Annotated in this window: 16 protein-coding genes; 11 read left to right on the top strand and 5 right to left on the bottom strand. The window is 73.4% G+C overall.

Going from position 1 to position 17,765, the window contains the following annotated elements:
• Nucleotides 1-3: 3 nt before the first annotated feature.
• From AB0C84_RS08810 to AB0C84_RS08795, 4 genes are all read right to left on the bottom strand, one after another.
• The gene (locus AB0C84_RS08810) at nucleotides 4-1,764 is read right to left on the bottom strand and encodes an acetolactate synthase large subunit (protein ID WP_361062972.1); all 1,761 of its coding nucleotides are present in this window, start codon (nucleotides 1,762-1,764) and stop codon (nucleotides 4-6) included.
• A gap of 97 nt (nucleotides 1,765-1,861) precedes the next feature.
• A complete protein-coding gene (locus tag AB0C84_RS08805) occupies nucleotides 1,862-2,881 on the bottom strand; it encodes an LLM class F420-dependent oxidoreductase (RefSeq protein ID WP_361062969.1) in 1,020 nt (339 codons plus the stop codon).
• A gap of 147 nt (nucleotides 2,882-3,028) precedes the next feature.
• A complete protein-coding gene (locus tag AB0C84_RS08800) occupies nucleotides 3,029-3,229 on the bottom strand; it encodes a DUF397 domain-containing protein (protein ID WP_258945524.1) in 201 nt (66 codons plus the stop codon).
• Entirely contained in the window at nucleotides 3,226-4,071 is an 846-nt protein-coding gene (locus AB0C84_RS08795; protein WP_361062965.1) for a helix-turn-helix transcriptional regulator, read from the bottom strand. Before AB0C84_RS08795 ends, AB0C84_RS08800 begins: the two co-directional genes overlap by 4 nt.
• A gap of 203 nt (nucleotides 4,072-4,274) precedes the next feature.
• On the opposite strand from AB0C84_RS08795, the gene AB0C84_RS08790 reads away from it, so the two are divergent.
• Nucleotides 4,275-4,787, top strand: a complete 513-nt coding sequence (locus AB0C84_RS08790) for an ATP-binding protein (protein ID WP_179846900.1) — start codon at nucleotides 4,275-4,277, stop codon at nucleotides 4,785-4,787.
• 198 nt (nucleotides 4,788-4,985) lie between these two features.
• Here the strand turns inward: AB0C84_RS08790 and AB0C84_RS08785 are convergent, their stop codons facing one another.
• The gene (locus AB0C84_RS08785; RefSeq protein WP_361062962.1) at nucleotides 4,986-5,585 is read right to left on the bottom strand and encodes a TetR/AcrR family transcriptional regulator; all 600 of its coding nucleotides are present in this window, start codon (nucleotides 5,583-5,585) and stop codon (nucleotides 4,986-4,988) included.
• 132 nt (nucleotides 5,586-5,717) lie between these two features.
• On the opposite strand from AB0C84_RS08785, the gene AB0C84_RS08780 reads away from it, so the two are divergent.
• From AB0C84_RS08780 to AB0C84_RS08735, 10 genes are all read left to right on the top strand, one after another.
• Nucleotides 5,718-6,197, top strand: coding sequence for a hypothetical protein (locus tag AB0C84_RS08780; protein ID WP_361062959.1), 480 nt, complete (start codon nucleotides 5,718-5,720; stop codon nucleotides 6,195-6,197).
• A gap of 2 nt (nucleotides 6,198-6,199) precedes the next feature.
• Complete coding sequence (gene cbiE / locus AB0C84_RS08775; protein WP_361062956.1) at nucleotides 6,200-7,444, top strand: precorrin-6y C5,15-methyltransferase (decarboxylating) subunit CbiE; 1,245 nt, start codon at nucleotides 6,200-6,202, stop codon at nucleotides 7,442-7,444.
• Nucleotides 7,441-8,037, top strand: coding sequence for a precorrin-8X methylmutase (locus AB0C84_RS08770; protein WP_361062954.1), 597 nt, complete (start codon nucleotides 7,441-7,443; stop codon nucleotides 8,035-8,037). The genes cbiE and AB0C84_RS08770 overlap by 4 nt, the downstream gene beginning before the upstream one ends.
• Nucleotides 8,034-9,059 carry an Rv2231c family pyridoxal phosphate-dependent protein CobC gene (cobC, locus tag AB0C84_RS08765; RefSeq protein WP_361062951.1) on the top strand — a complete coding sequence of 342 codons (1,026 nt, stop codon included), beginning with the start codon at nucleotides 8,034-8,036 and terminating at the stop codon, nucleotides 9,057-9,059. Before AB0C84_RS08770 ends, cobC begins: the two co-directional genes overlap by 4 nt.
• A gap of 17 nt (nucleotides 9,060-9,076) precedes the next feature.
• A complete protein-coding gene (cobT, locus tag AB0C84_RS08760) occupies nucleotides 9,077-10,156 on the top strand; it encodes a nicotinate-nucleotide--dimethylbenzimidazole phosphoribosyltransferase (RefSeq protein WP_361062948.1) in 1,080 nt (359 codons plus the stop codon).
• 127 nt (nucleotides 10,157-10,283) lie between these two features.
• Nucleotides 10,284-11,522, top strand: coding sequence for a uroporphyrinogen-III C-methyltransferase (cobA, locus tag AB0C84_RS08755; protein ID WP_361062945.1), 1,239 nt, complete (start codon nucleotides 10,284-10,286; stop codon nucleotides 11,520-11,522).
• Nucleotides 11,519-13,504: an AAA family ATPase gene (locus AB0C84_RS08750; protein WP_361062942.1), complete on the top strand. Its 1,986-nt coding sequence runs from the start codon at nucleotides 11,519-11,521 to the stop codon at nucleotides 13,502-13,504. The genes cobA and AB0C84_RS08750 overlap by 4 nt, the downstream gene beginning before the upstream one ends.
• Nucleotides 13,501-15,216: an ABC transporter gene (locus tag AB0C84_RS08745; RefSeq protein WP_361062939.1), complete on the top strand. Its 1,716-nt coding sequence runs from the start codon at nucleotides 13,501-13,503 to the stop codon at nucleotides 15,214-15,216. Before AB0C84_RS08750 ends, AB0C84_RS08745 begins: the two co-directional genes overlap by 4 nt.
• A gap of 84 nt (nucleotides 15,217-15,300) precedes the next feature.
• Nucleotides 15,301-15,765, top strand: coding sequence for a single-stranded DNA-binding protein (locus AB0C84_RS08740; RefSeq protein ID WP_179846908.1), 465 nt, complete (start codon nucleotides 15,301-15,303; stop codon nucleotides 15,763-15,765).
• Between the two features lie 663 nt (nucleotides 15,766-16,428).
• On the top strand, nucleotides 16,429-17,718 hold the full coding sequence (locus AB0C84_RS08735) for a GGDEF domain-containing protein (RefSeq protein WP_361062936.1): 1,290 nt from the start codon (nucleotides 16,429-16,431) through the stop codon (nucleotides 17,716-17,718).
• The last annotated feature ends 47 nt before the right edge of the window (nucleotides 17,719-17,765 follow it).

Below are 17,765 nucleotides of genomic sequence, written 5' to 3'. Positions count from 1 at the left end.
CCGTCAGAAGGGGCCGGTGAGGTCGCCGAGCTTGTCGGTCAGCTGCAGGTTGTGGGAGTAGTCGACCGGGACGGTGATGACGGAGACCGCGTCGTCGGCGAGGGCCTTGCGGAGGGTGGGCAGCAGTTCGGCGGCCGACTCGACTCGGTAGCCGCGGGCGCCGAAGCTCTCGGCGTACCGGACGAAGTCGGGGTTGCCGAACCTGATGTTGGAGCTGCGCCCGAGGTCGAGGTCCATCTTCCACTCGATCAGCCCGTACGCGGAGTCGTCCCAGATCAGCACGGTGATGGGGATGTTCTCGCGGACGGCCGTCTCCAGCTCCTGGCTGTTCATCAGGAACGCGCCGTCCCCGGTCGCGGCCAGCACCCTGCGGTCCGGGTGCGCGAGCTTGGCGGCGATCGCGCCGGGGACGGAGAAGCCCATCGACGACAGGCCGTTGGAGACGAGGAGCGTGTTCGGCTCGTAGGTCGGGTACATGCGCGCCATCCACATCTTCACCGCGCCGGTGTCGGCGAGGACGATGTCGCTGCGGCCCATGGCGGCGCGGACGTCGGCGACGATGCGGCGGGGGGAGAGCGGGTGGCCGTCCTCGGTCGCCCCCTCGGCCAGCTCCTCCTGGAGCATCTGCCGGATCCTCTGACCAGTCGAGCGGAGCTCGTCCGTTGGATGGTGGCGGGTGGGGGCTGGAGGACGGTCCGTCGAGCGGAGCTCGTCCGTTGGATGGTGGTGGGCGGGGGCTGGAGGACGGTCTGTCCCGTTCATGTCGAAGCGGCGGTGGACGGAGTCGGCGAGGGCGCGAAGCGAGCGCGAGATGTCGCCCTGGATGCCGACCTCGACCGGGTAGTGGTCGTCGACCTCGGCGGGCGACTGGTGGATGTGGATGATCTTCTTGTCCGCGTTCGGGTTGATCTTGACGGGGTCGAACTCCTGGAGCTCGTAGCCGACGGCGATCAGCACGTCCGCCTCGTCGAAGCCGAAGTTGACGTAGTCGTGGCGCATGAAGCCGACCGCGCCGAGGGCGTTGCGGTGGTCGTCGGGGAAGACGCCCTTGCCGTTGAAGGTGGTGGCGACCGGCAGGCCGAGGCGCTCGGAGAAGTACACCAGGGCGTCGCTCGCGCGGGCCCGGGTGGCGCCGTGGCCGGCGAGGACGACCGGCCGCCGCGCGAGGGCGAGCACGTCGGCGGCGCGGGCGATCTGGGCCGCGGAGGGCTCCTGCGCGCGCACGACGTTCACCGGCAGCGGCCCGAGGGAGGCGGGGACCTCGGCGGACTCGACGTCCTCCGGGATCGCCAGGTAGACGGCGCCGGGGCGTTCGGTCTGCGCCGTCTTGAACGCCTTGCGGACCATCTCGGGCAGCGCCTCCGCCCGCGGCGCCAGCTCCGACCACTTGGTGATCGGGCGGAACAGGGACACCAGGTCGACGATCTGGTGCGACTCCTTGTAGATCCGGTCCAGGCCGACCTGGGCGGAGATCGCGACGACGGGCGTGCTGTTGGTGGTGGCGTCCGCGACGCCGAGCTGGAGGTTGATCGCGCCGGGGCCGAGCGTGGCGGAGGCCACGCCCGCCTTCCCGGTGAGCCGGCCGTAGATCTCCGCCATGAACGCGGCGCCCTGCTCGTGCCGGACGAGGACGTACCGGATCGGCGAGTCGTTCAGCGCGTCGACGAAGTGGATGTTCTCCTCGCCCGGGATGCCGAAGACGTACTCGACGCCTTCCGCCTCAAGGGTCCTGACGAGAAGCCGGGCGGCGTCCTGCGTGGACATCGTGTGTCCCATCTCCAGTCTGCGTCTGTCCTGGGTGCTTCCGGTGCAGCACCCGGGTCCCTACCTCCATTCCGCGCGATGATGTGTTCTCGATCTCTCAGGAGTCGGCCATCTCCTTGATGGCGCGCAGCGTCGGCTCGTCCTTCACCCCGGCGATGAGCAGGGTGGTCACCGGGCTGTCCCGCCACAGCGCCAGCCTCTCCCTGATCCGCCCGAGCGGGCCCAGGAGGGAGATCGCGTCGGCCAGCCCGTCCGGCACGGCCTTGATCGCCTCGTCCCGGCGGCCGTCGAGGAACAGCTCCTGGACGCGTCCCGCCTCCTCCGCGTAGCCGAGCCGGCCGATGAGGTCGAGGTGGAAGTTGCGGTCCTTGGCGCCCATCCCGCCGATGTAGAAGGCCAGCGGGATCTTGGCGAACTCCAGCGCGGCGGCCAGGTCGTCGGTGACGATCGTGGTGACGGTCGCGGCGATCTCGAAGCCCTCGGGGCGTGCGGCCAGCGAGCCGCCGAAGACGGGCTCGATCTGCTCGGGGTCGACGAACAGCGGCAGCCAGCCCTGCGCGACCTCGGCGGACAGCGCGACGTTCTTCGGCCCCTCCGCGCCCAGGTAGACCGGAATCTGAGGGCGCAGGGGGTGGGCGATCGACTTCAGGGGCTTGCCGAGGCCCGACCCGCCCGGGTAGGGCAGCGGGTAGTGCGGGCCCTCGCTGGTGACGGGGGCGTCGCGGCGCCACACCTGCCGGACGATGTCGAGGTACTCGCGGGTGCGGGCGAGCGGCTTCGGGAACGGCTGCCCGTACCAGCCCTCCACGACCTGCGGGCCGGACGCGCCGAGCCCGAGGATCACGCGCCCGCCCGACAGGGCGTCCAGGGTCAGCGCGTGCATGGCGGTGGCCGCCGGGGTCCGCGCCGACATCTGGACGACGGCCGTGCCCAGCTTGATCCGGGACGTGCGGGCGCCGTACCAGGCCAGCGTGGTGAACGCGTCCGAGCCGTACGCCTCGGCGGTGAACACCGAGTCGTAGCCGCAGCGCTCGGCGGCCAGGACCGTCTCGGTCTGGTCCTCGGGGTCGCGCTGCCAGTAGCCGACGTTGATGCCGAGCTTGAGTTCCGCGGTCACGTTGCACCCTCCGGTAGTCGACGCACCGGCGATACTAGAACACGTTCTATTTTCGCGGAAGGGGACCCGCTCCGGGGTTGGGCCGCGGAGGTGCCCAGGTACGGCGCGGGGCCGCGGCGAACCTCGCCGCGGCCCCGCCACCGGTCGCTAGCTCTCCTTGATCCCGTCCAGCAGATCCCGCCAGGCGGCCGGCGTCAGCACCAGGGCCGGCCCGGACGGGTCCTTGGAATCGCGCACCGCGCGCAGGTCACTGGACAGGGCGGCCATCTCGACGCACTGGTCTCCGCTTCCGCTGCGGGACGACTTGCGCCAGACGGCCAGGGTGAGTTCGCGCTGGAGGTGGGTCACAGGCTGCTCCTTGCTGCCTTGGCTATGAGGTGCGCGGACTCCTCGGGGGACAAGGCCCGCTTCACGATCCGTTCGAAGCGGTCCCTATGTTTTGCTATTTCCTCGGCGCTCTCAAGGTAAACGTCGCCCATAGTGCCCTCGACGTAGGCGATATCGGGGTCTGCGGGGTCTGGATACGACAATATGGTGAAACGTCCATCCAAGCCCGCATGCGCCGCTGCTGTGTAGGGGAGTACCTGGATCGTCACGGATGGGCGGGTCTCTCCGGCGGTGACGAGGGCGTCCAGCTGGGCCCGCATCACCTCCTCGCCGCCGATCGGCCGGCGCAGCACCGCCTCGTCGAAGATCACCTGGAGGCGCGGCGCGTCGGCGCGGTCCAGCAGCGCCTGCCGGATCTTGCGGGCGGAGATGCGGCGCTCGATCTCCTCGTCCGAGGGCAGCAGCCGGCCCGCCGTGATCACCGCGCGGGAGTAGTCCTCGGTCTGCAGCAGCCCGTGCACGAGCTGCGGGTCCCAGGTGCGGATGTGCGAGGCCTCGTCCTCCAGCGCGACGTAGCTGCCCGCGAAGACGTCCTGGTAGGCGGTCCACCAGCCGCGCTGACCGGCCTGCCGGGCCAGGGTGATGAGCGCGTCGCGGTCCGGGCTCGGCACGCCGTACAGGTCGAGGATGTCGGCGATGTCGCCGGGCTTGGGGCGGGTCTGGCTGGTTTCCAGGCGGGAGACGGTGGCTCTCGACCAGTCGAGCCGGTCCGCCACCTCCTGCAGCGTCAGGCCCTGCTCATCGCGCAGCTTGCGGAGCTCCCTGGCGAGGCGGCGGCCACGGACGGTGGGGCGGTAGGTCATGGGAGTGGAGTCTTTATCACTCCCGCCGCCCGTCACAACGCGATTGACGAACCCGGCAGGAAGGTCAGAGCAATTCCATGAAGGGTGTTGCGATTGTGAGAATCTCACGAGACTCTTGGATCCGTGATCGGTCGTAAACCGACAGTGACGATCGATCGCGCCCGCCCGCCCTTCGCACTCGCACCAGTCACGCGGGAGGAACCGTGAAGACCACGCCAGCTGATCTGACGGCGGAGACCATGGCCGACGCCCTGGCGGGCGGTGATCCAGCCCGGGGCGACGGCGTGCCCGGCTGGGTGTGGGCCCTGCCGGGCGGCCCCGGAGGCGCCGGGTACGCCCGCCGCGTCCTCTGCGGCGCCCTCGCCTCCCTCGGGGTGCCGCCGGACGGGGCGGCCGACGCCCGTCTCATGGTGAGCGAACTGGCCACCAACGCCCACCAGCACGCCGGAGAGCACGGCCCCCACGAGCTGTGGCTCTACATGGGGGACGGGACGGCGGGCGAAGTGCGTTGCGCCGTCTTCGACACCTACGCGGGAGCCGGACTGCCCGTGTACTCCTGGACGTCCGGCGACTGCGGGCGAGGGCTCAGCATCGTCCACGAACTGTCCCACGGACGCTGGGGCCTGCGGCGGACCCTCTCCCGCCTCGGGCCGCCCGTCCGGGGCAAGGCCGTCTGGTTCGCCGTACCCGGAACCATCGAGACGCCTTCCGACTAGCCGTGTTCTCGAAGTCCCGGTCCACGCAGCTCGCCTGGCGGCTCGCTACGTGACCGGGCCTGGGCGAACGCGGCATCGCTTCGCGATCTGCCCGGTTCCGCTCGCCTCCGGCTTTGCGGCACCGGGCAGGTCACGCGTTCGCGCGTGGCCCAGGCGGCTTCGAGATGAGTCCTAACCCGCGCCTGCCCGTGGCCGGGTCTACCGAGTCTTCTCCAGGGCGGGGCCGATGTCGCTGACCAGCGCGAGCAGCGACCGGGTGAGCAGCGTGCGCACCTGGTCGCGGTCGAGGGTCTTCTCCTGGAGCCACTGGCGCGTCGCCGCGTCCGCGAGTCCGGAGTAGGCGCGCAGCACGGCCCGCAGCGTCTCGGTGGGCTCGGCCACGCCCAGCACGGCCAGCATGTGCTCGACCGTCTCGTCCCGGAACCGGTTGACGATGCGCAGGAGTTCGGGGTCCTGCCCGAACCCCTCGGCGTCGAGCGCGGCGAACCACGTGGTCGCGTTGCGCTCGGCGGTGTCGAGGAACAGGTTGACGAGCAGCTCGACCGCCTCGGGCAGCGCCAGCCCCTCGTCCGGCGGCGGGGCCTGCATCGCGGCCGAGGCGGTCAGCCCCTGGACGACCTTGAGGAACAGCTCCCGCTTCGTCCCGAAGTAGTAGTGGATCAGGCCGCGCTGCACGCCGGTCTCCCGCGCGATCGCGGCCGTGGACACCTCGGCGTACGGCAGTTCGGTGAACATCCGCCGCGCGACGTCCAGGATCTGGGCGCGCCGCTCGTCCGGGGACAGGCGCTGGTAGCTCACCGCGACAGCCTATTCTGTGGGCGGCCGGCGCCGTACGGCCGCGACCGATCCGCCGCTCGTCGGCGTGCCATGGCGCCGCGCCGACGGCGCCTCCGGGAGGCTCGTCGCCGACGACCAGGAGGGACGGCACAGGTGACCGCTGCGGAGAAGACGCTCGTGATGTACGGAGACGGCGCGCGGGACGCCGCGCGCCGGATGCTGCCGAAGCTGCCGGACGCGTGCTTCGTCCCGATCGCGGCGGAACGGGTGCGGGAGGCGGTCAAGGCCGGGCTCGCCCAGGTCGTCATGGTCGCCCGCCTGGACGAGCAGGCCGCCTTCCTCGGCGGCGCCGCCGGCCTGCTGGAGTCGATCACGCTGGACATGGACTGCGGGCCCGCCCTGGCCGGACGGGTGGCCGAGGCCACGTCCGGCCAGGACGTCTACGAGCTGTGGGACGCCGCGGGCAGGCTCGGCCCGTGCGGTCGGGAGCTGTGCCGCAGGACGGCCGGGGGCCTCGAACGCCTCGCCGCTGAAGCGGAGGGGTCGGCGGCCAGCCCGGTCGCCGCCCAGGTGGTGCTCCTGGACGCGACGGGAGAGCGCATGGTCGGCATGTACGGGCGGATGGCCCGATAGCGATGCTGACGGTAGTCGGCCGCGACGGGACGCCCCTTTCGGAGGGGGCTGAGGCGGCTCTGCAGAGTGCAACGCTGGTCATAGGCGCCCCAGGCCATCTGGATGGACTGCCCCTGGCATCGGGCGCCCGCACGGTCGCCACCACGGAATTCGTCGCGGCGCTGGAAGGCGTCGACGTCACCAAAGAGGACGTCGTACTCGTCGTGGACGGCGACCCCGGTTACTTCGGCGTCGTCCGCGAACTGCTCGAAAAGGGCCACGCGCCAGAGACGTTTCCCGCGACGCCCCTGGTGGCGCGTGCTTTCTCCCAGGCAGGCCTGCCCTGGGACGACGCTCTTGTCGTCTCCGCCAAGGGCGGGCACCTGAGGCAGGCCGTCAACGCGTGCCGCGCCCACCCGAAGGTGGCCGTCCTGACCGAGCCGGGCGCGGGACCGTCCGAGCTGGCGCGCGCGCTGTTCCCCGTGACGCCGCGCTCCTTCGTGGTCTGCGAAGACCTGGGCGGCCCCAGAGAGCGGATCGTCTACGTCCGTCCGGCGGAGGCGACCACGCGCCCCTGGAACGACCCCGAAGTCGTTCTCGTCCTTGACAACCGCCACGCGCTGGGAGAAGCGAGCTGGGTCTCCGGGCCCGTGCCCGGCCCCACGGGATGGGCGCTCCCGGCGGAGGCCTTCGGCGACGGACCCGGCCCGAGCCCTGAGGTGCGCGCCTTCGTCCTGGCCAAGCTCGGCCCCAGGGTCGGCGACATGGTGTGGGACGTGGAGTCCGGCGACGGCTCGATCGGCATCGAGTGCGCCCGCTTTGGCGCGGCCGTCGTGGCCGTCGACCGCGACCACTCCGCCTGCGCGCGGGTCCGGGAGAACGTCCGCCTGCACGGCGTCAAGGTCGCGATGGCGTCCGGCGACGTCCGGTCCAGTGCCGAGCACCTCCCCGAGCCCGACGCCGTCTTCCTCGGCCGCGGCGGGCCGGAGGCCGTCCAGGTCTGCGCGGCGCTCCGGCCGTCCCGGATCGTCGTCCTCGCCACGGCCGCCGAGGCACAGGCCATACTGGACGAGCTGGACGGGCACGGCTTCGCCGCCGACGCCGTCCGGCTCCAGGCCGCCCCGCTGACCCCGCGGGACGAGGCCGCCGAGCCCGTGATCGTCGTCTGGGGCGAACGCGGCGCCCGCACCCCCGGGCGGCCGCCCCGGACGAGCCGCCCCGTCGAGACCATCCCCGCGTTGCCCGGAGTTGTGGAGGAGCGCAGTTGACCGTCCGCCGGCCCCACCCGATCGAGGTGCGCTCGTATGAGGTCCTCCGGTCCCGCGTGGACCTGTCCCCGATGCCGCCGCTGTGGCGGGCGGTGGCCGAGCGGGTGATCCACGCCACCGCCGACCTGGAGTACGCGGTGGACCTGGTGACCACCGAGGAGTCGCTCGCCCAGGGCTGGGCCGCGCTGCGCGCGGGTGCGCCGATCGTCACCGACGAGGGCATGGCCGCCGCCGGGATCAGCGCCCGCGAAGCGGTCTGCCACGCCGCCGACCCGGCCGCCGCCCGGATGGCGCGCGCCGCGGGCATCACCCGGTCGGCCGCGGCCGTCCGGCTGTCGTACTCGGAGGTGGGGCCGGGCGCGGTCTGGGTGGTCGGCTCCGCCCCCGAGGCGATCTTCGAGATCGTCGCCCGGCGGGTCAGCCCCGCCCTGGTGATCGGGATGCCGGTGGGCTTCGTCGGCGCCTGCGAGGCCAAGGAGGCCCTGCGCGCCAGCGGGCTGCCGCAGCTCAGCAACGTCTCGGAGAAGGGCGGGTCGGCGGTCGCCGCCGCGGCCGCCAACGCGCTGCTCTACTACCAGGCGGAACGGCCGTGACCGGGCCCGCCGAGGTCGACCTGCGCCACCACGGTGACACCGAGGTCGGCGACGGCCTCGCCGACTTCGCCGTCAACGTCCGCACCGGCACGCCCCCCGCGTGGCTGGCCGACCGGATCCGCGCGTCCGTCGACGGCCTCGCCGCCTACCCCGACCCCCGCCCCGCCCGCAGGGCGGTCGCCGCGCGGCACGGCAGGACCGCCGGGGAGGTGCTCCTCACCGCCGGGGCGGCGGAGGCGTTCGTGCTGCTCGCGCGCGTGCTCACCCCGCGCCGGGCCGTGGTGGTGCACCCCCAGTTCACCGAGCCGGAGGCGGCGCTGCGGGCCGCCGGGCGCGAGGTGGAGCGGCTGATCCTCGACAAGGACTTCACCCTCGACCCCGGCGCCGTCCCGGACGGCGCCGACCTGGTCGTGATCGGCAATCCGACCAACCCGACCTCGGTCCTGCACCCGGCCGAGGCGATCGCCGCGCTCGCCGCGCTCGGACGGACGGTCGTGGTCGACGAGGCGTTCATGGACTGCGTCCCGGGCGAGCCGGAGAGCCTCGCCGCCCGGCTGCCCCCGGGCGTGGTCGTCATCCGCTCCCTGACCAAGACGTGGGGGCTCGCGGGGCTGCGCGCCGGATACGTCCTGGCCGACCCGCAGCTGATCGGGCGGCTGGCGGAGGCGCAGCCGCTGTGGGCGGTGTCCACGCCCGCGCTCGCCGCCGTCGAGGCCTGCTCCACCCCCGAGGCCGTCGCCGAAGGCGAAGCGTGGGCCGTCGAGCTCGCCGCCGAACGCGATCGGCTGGCCGCGGAGCTGTCGGCCAGGGGCCTGTACGTCGTGCCCGGGGCGCGCGCGTCGTTCCTGTGCCTGTCCGTGCCGGACGCCCTGGGCATCAGGGCCCTGCTGAGGCAGCGCGGCTACGCCGTCAGGCGCGGAGACACCTTCCCAGGGCTCGGCCCCGACTGGCTGCGGATCGCCGTGCGCGACCGTCCGTCCAACGACCGCCTGCTGGACGTGCTCGGCGAGCTGGGCATCTGACCCCCCGAAAGGACACCATGAACCTCATCGAGGAGACCGTCGCCTCCATCGCCCCCCTGGACGAGACGGCCATGCGGGACGCCCGCGACCTTCAGGCCCGGCTCACCAAGCCGCCCGGGTCCCTCGGCGTCCTGGAGGAGGTGTCGGTCCGGCTCGCCGGGCTCGCCGGGCAGTGCCCGCCGCCGCTTCCGGAGCCCGCCGCCGTCGCCGTGTTCGCCGCCGACCACGGCGTCCACGCCCAGGGCGTCACTCCGTGGCCGCAGGAGGTCACGGCGCAGATGGTGGCCAACTTCCTGGCCGGCGGCGCCGTCGTCAACGCGTTCGCCGCCCAGGTCGGCGCGGACGTCACGGTCGTCGACATCGGCGTCGCCGCCGAGCTGGAGGAGGCCCCCGGCCTGCTCCGCCGCAAGGTCGCGCCGGGCACCGCCGACATGACGGCCGGGCCCGCGATGACCGCCGAGCAGGTCCGGCTCGCCGTCGAGGCGGGCATCGAGGTGGCCCGCGACCTCCACGGGCAGGGCGCCCGGTGCCTGCTCACGGGGGACATGGGGATCGCCAACACCACCGCGTCCGCCGCGCTGATCGCCGCCTTCACCGGCCTGCCGCCCGAGCGGGTCACCGGCCGGGGGACCGGCATCGACGACGCCACCCACGCGCGCAAGGTCGAGGTGGTGCGCACCGCCCTCGACCGGCACGGGCTCCTCGAAGGGCACGGCAGGGCGCCGATGGAGGTCCTCGCGGCGGTCGGCGGGCTGGAGCACGCCGCGATCGCCGGGTTCGTCCTCGGCGCGGCCGCCCTGCGCGTCCCCGTCGTCCTGGACGGCGTGATCGCCGGCGCCGCCGCCCTCGCGGCCGCCGCGCTGTGCCCGGACGCCCTCGGCGCGTGCGTCGCGGGGCACCGCTCGGCCGAGCCCGGCCACGGCGCCGCCGTCGAGTCCCTGCGCCTGCGGCCCCTGGTCGACCTCGAACTGCGGCTCGGCGAGGGAACCGGTGCCCTGCTGGCGTTGCCGCTGGTCCAGAGCGCGGCCCGGGTCCTGCACGAGGTCGCCACCTTCGACTCCGCCGGAGTGAGCGAGAAGGACGCCGGGCGGCCGTAACAACGCGATCACGGAATGAGTCACGCTCGGCTATCGAACGGGCGAGGCCCCTCTCCACGGACTCCCCGAGCCGAGTACCTTTGTTCCACAAATAAACTGTCCGCCACCCGCGTCCGAGAGATCCACCGTGCCCCCGTACCTGCTAGGCCTGCGACTCGGCGGGCGACGCGTCCTCGTCGTCGGCGGGGGGCGGGTCGCCCAGCGCCGCGTGCCCGCCCTGCTGGACGCGGGCGCCGAGGTGGTCCTCGTGTCCCCCTCGGTCACCGCCACCCTGGAGGGCCTCGCCGAGCGCGGCCGGATCACCTGGCACCGGCGGGACTACCGGCGCGGCGACTGCGCGGGCGCCTGGCTGGTGCAGGCCGTCACCGACGACGCCAAGGTCAACGGCGACGTGGTGGCGGAGGCCGACGCCGCGCGGATCTGGTCCGTCCGGGCCGACGACGCCGAGTCGTCCCCGGCCTGGACGCCCGCCAGCGGGCACGCGGGCGACGCGACCGTCGGGGTGCTGCTCGGCGGCGACCCGCGCCGCGCCGCCGGCATCCGCGACGCGGTGGTGGAGGGCCTGCGCGACGGCGCCCTGGAGTCCCGGCACTCCCGCACCAAGCCCGCGGGCGTCGCGCTCGTCGGCGGCGGGCCGGGCGACCCCGGCCTGATCACCGTGCGCGGCCGCCAGCTGCTCGCCATGGCCGACGTCGTCGTCACCGACCGGCTCGCCCCCGGCGGGCTGCTGGACGAGCTGGCCGCCGACGTCGAGGTCGTCGACGCCGCCAAGATCCCCTACGGCCGGACGGTCACCCAGGACCGCATCAACGAGTACCTGGTCGAGCACGCGCGGCAGGGCCGCTTCGTCGTCCGGCTCAAGGGCGGCGACCCGTTCGTGTTCGGGCGCGGCGGCGAGGAGGCCCTGTACTGCGCCCGCCACGGCGTCCCCGTCACGGTCGTCCCCGGCATCACCAGCGCGGTCGCCGTGCCGTCGGCCGCGGGCATCCCGGTCACCCACCGGGGCGTCGCGCAGGAGTTCCACGTCGTCTCCGCGCACGTCCCTCCCGGGCACCCCGACTCGACCGTCGACTGGGAGGCGCTGGCCCGCGCGAACGGCACGATCGTCCTGCTCATGGCGGTGGAGCGGATGGGGCTCATCGCGGCGGCCCTCATGCGCTATGGTCGGTCGTCCGGAACGCCGGTGGCCGTGGTGCAGGACGGCACCCTCCCCGGCCAGCGGGCGCTGACGGCGACGCTGGGCACGGTGGCCGACGAGATGGCCGCCGCAGATGTCCGGCCCCCGGCGATCGTGGTCGTGGGCGACGTGGTCAACGTGGCACAAGAGATCGACATGATTCGAGCGGACTTGGGACGGGATCCGTGACACCCCCCGCAGAGCAGAGCACGGTCCACGACGAGGAGGCCGGCGCCGGCTCGGGCCGGGCCGGCGAGCCCGCCCCCGACGAGGCCGCGGCGTCCGGCGAGACCACGGGCGGCGAGGACGCGTCCGAGAAGGACACGGGAGGCCGCGACACGGCACGCGAGAAGCAGACCTCGAAGGAGGGCGCGGGCGAGGACGACGCCGCCGCACCCGAGGACGAGGCGACGGACGCCGAGAAGACCGAGGCCAAGCCCAGGCGCGGGCGGCGGCGCGCCCCCAGGGCCGGCGCGACGGTCAACCGGGGCGAGCTGGTCCGCACCCTGACCGCGCTGCGCGAACAGCTCGGCGCGTTCGACCTCCTGCTGGACGTCCCCGGCGTCGAGCAGGCCCGCGAGGCCCGCGACGAACTGCGCGCCCAGCTCGTCGACTACGTCCTGCCGCGCGTCCAGGCCTCCGGCGCCCCCATGCTCGTGGTGCTCGGCGGCTCCACCGGCGCGGGCAAGTCCACCCTGGTCAACACGCTCGTCGGCGCCCGCGTCAGCGCGACCGGCGTGCTGCGCCCCACCACCAGCAGCCCGATCCTCGTCTGCCACCCCGACCACGTGCGGTGGTTCATGGAGGGGCCGATGCTGCCCGGCATGGGACGGGTCCGCGGCCCCGCGCCCGACGCCATCGCGGGCGACCAGCTGGTCGTCATCGCCAGCGACGTCCTGCCGCCCGGCCTCGCCCTGCTCGACAGCCCCGACTTCGACTCGGTCTTCGAGGACCACTACGAGTTCGCGACCAAGCTGATGGCCGCCGCCGACCTGTGGCTGTGCGTCACCACCGCCGCCCGGTACGCCGACGCCCAGGTCTGGCAGATGCTCCAGCGCGCCAAGGAGAACGGCGCCACGATCGGCGTCGTGCTGTCGCGCGTCCCGCAGGGCGCGGGCGCCGGCGGCGGCGAGATCGTCGAGCACTTCGCCGAGATGCTCGACGAGCACGAGGTCGGCGACGCGCGCCGCTTCACCATCCCCGAGACCCGGATCGAGGAGAGCCGCCTCCCCGAGGAGACCGTCGAGGACATCCGCGACTGGCTCATCGGCGTCGCCGAGGACGCCGAGGACCGCGAGATCGTCGTCAGCGACACCCTCGCCGCCGTCCTGGACAGCTTCCGCACCCGCGTCCCCGAACTCGCCCGGCAGGTGGAGGCGCAGGTCGAGCGGCGCACCGAGCTCGCCAGGGAGGTCGAGGCCGGATACGGCACCGCCCTCGCCGAACTGGACGAGGCGACCCGCAACGGCTCGCTGCTGCGCGGCGAGGTGCTCGCCCGCTGGCAGGACTTCGCCGGCACCGGCGACCTGCTGCGCGCCCTGCACGTCCAGCGGTCCCGGCGCGGCCGCGCCGCGAACCGCCGGCACCGCAGCCCGGCCCGGGTGCGCGCCCTCAAGGCGGCGCTGCGCAGCGGGCTGGAATCGCTGATCATGGCGTCCGCCGAGCACGGCGCCGAGCAGGCCATGGCCCGCTGGCGCGAGCACCCGGCGGGCGAGCAGGTCCTCGCCGGCGCCGACGCCGGCCTCGGGCACGTCTCCCCGGAGCTGTCGCGCCGCGTCACCCGGGCCGTCAGCGCCTGGCAGGACCACGTCCAGGAGCTGATCCGCACCCACGGCGTCACCAAGCGCTCGGTCGCGAAGCTGGTCTCGTTCGACACCGAGGCGGTCTCGCTCGTCCTGATGATCGGCCTGCTCGGGTACGGGACGTCCGACGTGGCCGTGGAGGGCGGCAACAGCGCCGTCCCGCAGCGGCTGCTGAAGGCCCTGTTCGGCGCCGAGTCCCTGCGCGGCATGGGCGCCAAGGCCCGCGCCGACCTGCGCAGCCGCATCGGGATGCTGTTCGACGAGGAGGCCATCCGCTTCGGCCAGGTGCTCGACTCCGCCGGCATCCCCGACGAGACCGTTCCCGTCCAGCTGTACCAGGCCACCTACAACCTCGAGGTTGCCCGATGACCACCTCGGCCATCCCCGCGAACTCCCCCGCGGGAACCGGCGAGACCCCGCTCCCCGCCGCGCCCGGACCCGGCGCCCCCGCCGAGCCCGCCGGCCCGCCCGGGCTGGTCGAGCGGCTCGACGGGCTCGACCGGCTCGTCCAGGCGGGCATCGGACGGCTCGACAAGCCCGTCCTCGACGACGCCGGCGCGCTGCTGCGGCGCGCCGGGCAGCGGCTGCGGCTGTCGGGCGACCACACCGTGGTCACCCTGGCCGGAGGCACGGGCAGCGGCAAGTCCTCGCTGTTCAACGCGATCTGCGGGCTCGAACTGTCGCCGACCGGGATGCGCCGCCCGATGACGTCGCAGGCCCACGCCTGCGTCTGGGGGCTGGACGGCGCCGGCCCCCTCCTGGACTGGCTCGACGTCGACAAGCGCCACCGCTACGCCCGTGCCAGCGCCCTCGACCTGGAGCGCGCCGACGCCACCCTCCAGGGCCTCGTCCTGATCGACCTGCCCGACCACGACTCCATCCAGGCGATGCACCGCGCCGAGGTCGACCGGTTCGTCACCATCGCCGACCTGCTGGTCTGGGTCGTCGACCCGCAGAAGTACGCCGACGCGGCCCTGCACCGCAACTACATCGTCCCGTTCGCCCGGCACGCCGGTGTCACCCTGATCGTCCTCAACCAGGTCGACCGGCTCGCCCCGCACGAGATCGACGACTGCGTCGCCGACCTGCGCCGCCTGCTGGAGGCCGAGGGGCTCGCCGACCCGCGGATCGTCACCACCTCCGCGGTCGCCGAGGACGGCGTGCACGGCTTCCGCGACACCCTCGTCGACACCGTCGCCGCCCGCCGCGCCCGCACCGAGCGGCTGTCGGCCGACGTCGACCGCGCCGCCGAGCGGTTCACCGGCTACCGCTTCGACGCCGAGCCTCCCGTCACCGTGGACGACGGCCGCAAGGCCGAGCTCCTGCAGGCCCTCACCGACGCCGCGGGCGCGCCCGCCGTCGCCGAGGCCATGGAGAGCGCCTACGAGCTGCGCGCCGCCGACTTCATCGGCTGGCCCGTCACCGCCATGGTCACCCGGCTGCGGTCCGACCCGCTGCGCCGGATGCGCCTCACCGAGCTGCGCGAGGAGCTGCGCAACGCCTTCACCGGCCCGATCGGCGCCCAGCAGGGCGACGTCGACAACGCGCTCCAGAGCGTCGCCGAGGGCGTCACCGCCGAGCTCCCGCCGCACTGGGGCCGCTCCGTCCGCACCGCGGCCCGCTCCCACGCCGCCGAGATCCCGGAGGCCCTCGGCGAGTCCCTCAAGGACGCCCTGCCCACGTTCAACGTGGTGCCGCGCTGGTGGTGGCTCGTCAAGACCTGGCAGTACTTCCTGGTCCTGGTCGCGGCCCTCAGCGTCGTGTGGATCGGCTTCCTCGTCGCCTACGGCCTGCTCGGCCTCGGCGGCGACGACCCGGACGGACTCATCGGCCAGGCGGGCCTGATCCCGTACGTCGCCGTCCTGGTCGTCTGCACGCTCGGAATGGGCTGGCTCACCGCGTCCGCGTGCCGCAACATGGTCGCGCTGTCGTCCGCCAAACACGGCGAGAAGATGGAGCACCACATGCGCCAGGGCATCGAGCGCGTCGCGCGCGAGAAGGTGATCGTCCCCATCGAGGAGGACCTGGAGGTCTACGCCCGGTTCCGCCGGGACGTCGACGTCGCCCTCGGCCGCGGCTGAGTTATCCACAGTTCCGCGACCTCCGGCCCCGCCCGCCGCCGCTGAGCCAGCGTTGTCCTCGTACGCGAGACAACGGAGGACGCGATGAACGAGGCGCACGTCACCATCACCGGCTGGGTAGCGGCCGAGCCCCGCTACGCCGTGACGGCCAACGGCCACCCCTTCCTGTCGCTGCGGGTGGGCTGCACGCCCCGCCGCTTCGACCGGCAGACCGGCCAATGGCAGGACGACGACTCCCTGTACGTCACGGTGAACTGCTGGCGCGGCCTGGCCGACAACGTCAACGCGTCCGACCTCCAGCGCGGCACGCCGATCCTGGTCACCGGCCGCCTGCGCATCCGCCAGTACGAACGCGACGACCAGTGGCGCTTCTCGGCCGAGGTCGAGGCCACCACCCTGGGCCCCGACCTGACCCGCGGCACCGTCGACTACCGCCCCGCCCAGCGCAGCGGCCCCCTCACCGACGAAGACCGCCAACTCGCCCGCGACGCCGCCGACGAATGGGCCCTGACCACCCCCACAGAAGAAGAAGAGCCCAAAGCCGCCTGACAGAGCCCCACGGAGCCCCCCGACGGGGTCTGCCCGAGGCCGGCTGGTCATGCCAGGGCCGCGCGTAGGCGGCAGGGCCCCGCCGCACGCCCTCACCTGCTCCATGGCGTTGCCATGGGCTCACCCCGGTCACCCGGCTGCGGAGCCGCTCGACGGGGTCTGCCCGAGGCCAGCCGGTTATGGCGCAGCCGCACGTAGGCGGCAGGGCCTCGCCGCATGCCCTCCACCTACCCCATGGCGTCGTCCATGGGCTCACCCCGGTCACCCGGCCTGCGGCGTTGCGGGCTGGGGCTGGGGTGGGTGCGTCGTGGAGGGTGGGCGGCCAGGTGCGGCCATTGGTTGGTCGCGGGGGTGGGGTGGGCAGGGGTGGTTGCTGGGTGAGATCGGAGGTGGGGCGGAAAGTGTTGGTGGGGGGAGTGTGAGCCGTGGGAGCGGTGAGTGCGCGCCCCCGGCGTCGTCGGTGGCTTTCAGCTGGTCAGATCCAGGAAACGCCGCGCATGATGGTCCCCCTCAGGATGGTCGGGCCTCACTGATCAGCGGGCCCGGATAACGGTGATCAGAACGGTCACCCGCATGTGCGTTCCCGAACGTACCTGTTTCACGCCCGTTCCGCACACGTTGCAACTATCGTGTTACACAACGTGATGTGCGTAAGGGGGAAGGATGACGGCAGTGCAGTCGTCCGCCGAGGAGCGTGGTGGGGAGCTGGTCCGCAGGCCGAGGCGCAGGGCGCGACTTGGGCGTCCGTCCCTGCTCGTGGTCTACGTGCCGGTGGTCGTCGCCGTCCATCTGTGCCTCATCGTCGCGGGGCTGGTGGAGACCCCGTTCCGCGGCGACGATCTGATGACCTTCGGGTCCCTGCTGGCGTGCGGGGCCGTGTGCATCGAGGCGACGCGCAGGCTGGGGATGCCGGCGGGGGTCGCGCGCGACCTGCTGTCGGCCTGGTGGCTGCCGGTCGCGCTGCTGCTGCCGCCGGTGTACGCGCTGCTGATCCCGGTGCCGATGCAGGCGCTGCTGCAGTTCCGCGTCCGCCGGACGCTGATCTACCGGCGGGCGGTCGTCGCGGCCGCGCTCGGGATCGCCGGGGCGTGCGCGTCGGTGGTGTTCCACCGGGTGGTGGCCGATCCGCTGCAGGGGGCGCCGCAGTGGGTCGTCGAGAGCTACCCGGGCATCCCGGCGGCCGTCGGCTGCGCGGCGCTGTTCACGGTGGTGAACGCGGCGATCGTCGCGGTCGCCGCGCACGCCGCCGATCCCGAGAGCCGGTGGCGGGACGTCCTGTGGACGCGCGAGAGCCTCCTGCTCGACACGGTGGAACTCTGCGTCGGCATCCTGGTGGCGATCACGAGCGCCCTGTCGCTGGGGCTGCTCCTGCTGGCGCTCCCGCCGGTGATGCTCCTGCAGCGCAGCCTGATGCACCAGCAGCTCCAGGCCGCCGCGCGCACCGACGCCAAGACGGGGCTGCTGAACGCCGCCGCGTGGCAGCGCGAGGCCGACACCGAGCTCTCCCGGGCCCAGCGCACCCACGACGCCGTCGCCCTCCTCCTGATCGACATCGACCACTTCAAGCGCGTCAACGACACCCACGGCCACCTGGTCGGCGACCAGGTGCTGGTGGGGGTGGCCAGCACCCTGTGCCATCAGCTGCGCGACTACGACGTGGTGGGCCGCTTCGGGGGAGAGGAGTTCGTCGTCCTGCTGCCGGGCGCCGACACCGTGGAGGCCTGCCGCGTCGCCGAACGCCTCCGCGGCCGGGTGCGCCGCCTCGCCGTCCCCGCGGAGGAGGGCACCGTCACGGTCACGGTCTCGGTGGGGGTCTCGCTGTTCCGCACGCACGGCCATGACCTCCTGGAACTCATGACGGCGGCCGACCTCGCGCTCTACCGGGCGAAGTCCTCGGGGCGCGACCGGGTGTGCCTCCCCGCGCTGGAGGGGCCCAAGCCGTCCGGCAACTGAGGCGGCGACGCGAAAAACAGGTTCCAGTACCCCCTAGTCTTGAGGAT

It is taken from the genome of Actinomadura sp. NPDC048955, from assembly GCF_040649435.1.
GTDB lineage: Bacteria > Actinomycetota > Actinomycetes > Streptosporangiales > Streptosporangiaceae > Spirillospora > Spirillospora luteofluorescens.
Note: the sequence above shows the minus strand (reverse complement) of the source record. Positions and strands in the feature narration are given on the sequence as shown.

Bases quoted from the DNA above. Each gene is read 5' to 3' on its own strand.
- AB0C84_RS08795 (WP_361062965.1), bottom strand. From the start codon at position 4,071: ATGACCTACCGCCCCACCGTCCGTGGCCGCCGCCTCGCCAGGGAGCTC.
- AB0C84_RS08740 (WP_179846908.1), top strand. From the start codon at position 15,301: ATGAACGAGGCGCACGTCACCATCACCGGCTGGGTAGCGGCCGAGCCC.
- AB0C84_RS08810 (WP_361062972.1), bottom strand. From the start codon at position 1,764: ATGTCCACGCAGGACGCCGCCCGGCTTCTCGTCAGGACCCTTGAGGCG.
- AB0C84_RS08735 (WP_361062936.1), top strand. From the start codon at position 16,429: ATGACGGCAGTGCAGTCGTCCGCCGAGGAGCGTGGTGGGGAGCTGGTC.
- cbiE (WP_361062956.1), top strand. From the start codon at position 6,200: ATGCTGACGGTAGTCGGCCGCGACGGGACGCCCCTTTCGGAGGGGGCT.
- cobT (WP_361062948.1), top strand. From the start codon at position 9,077: ATGAACCTCATCGAGGAGACCGTCGCCTCCATCGCCCCCCTGGACGAG.
- AB0C84_RS08745 (WP_361062939.1), top strand. From the start codon at position 13,501: ATGACCACCTCGGCCATCCCCGCGAACTCCCCCGCGGGAACCGGCGAG.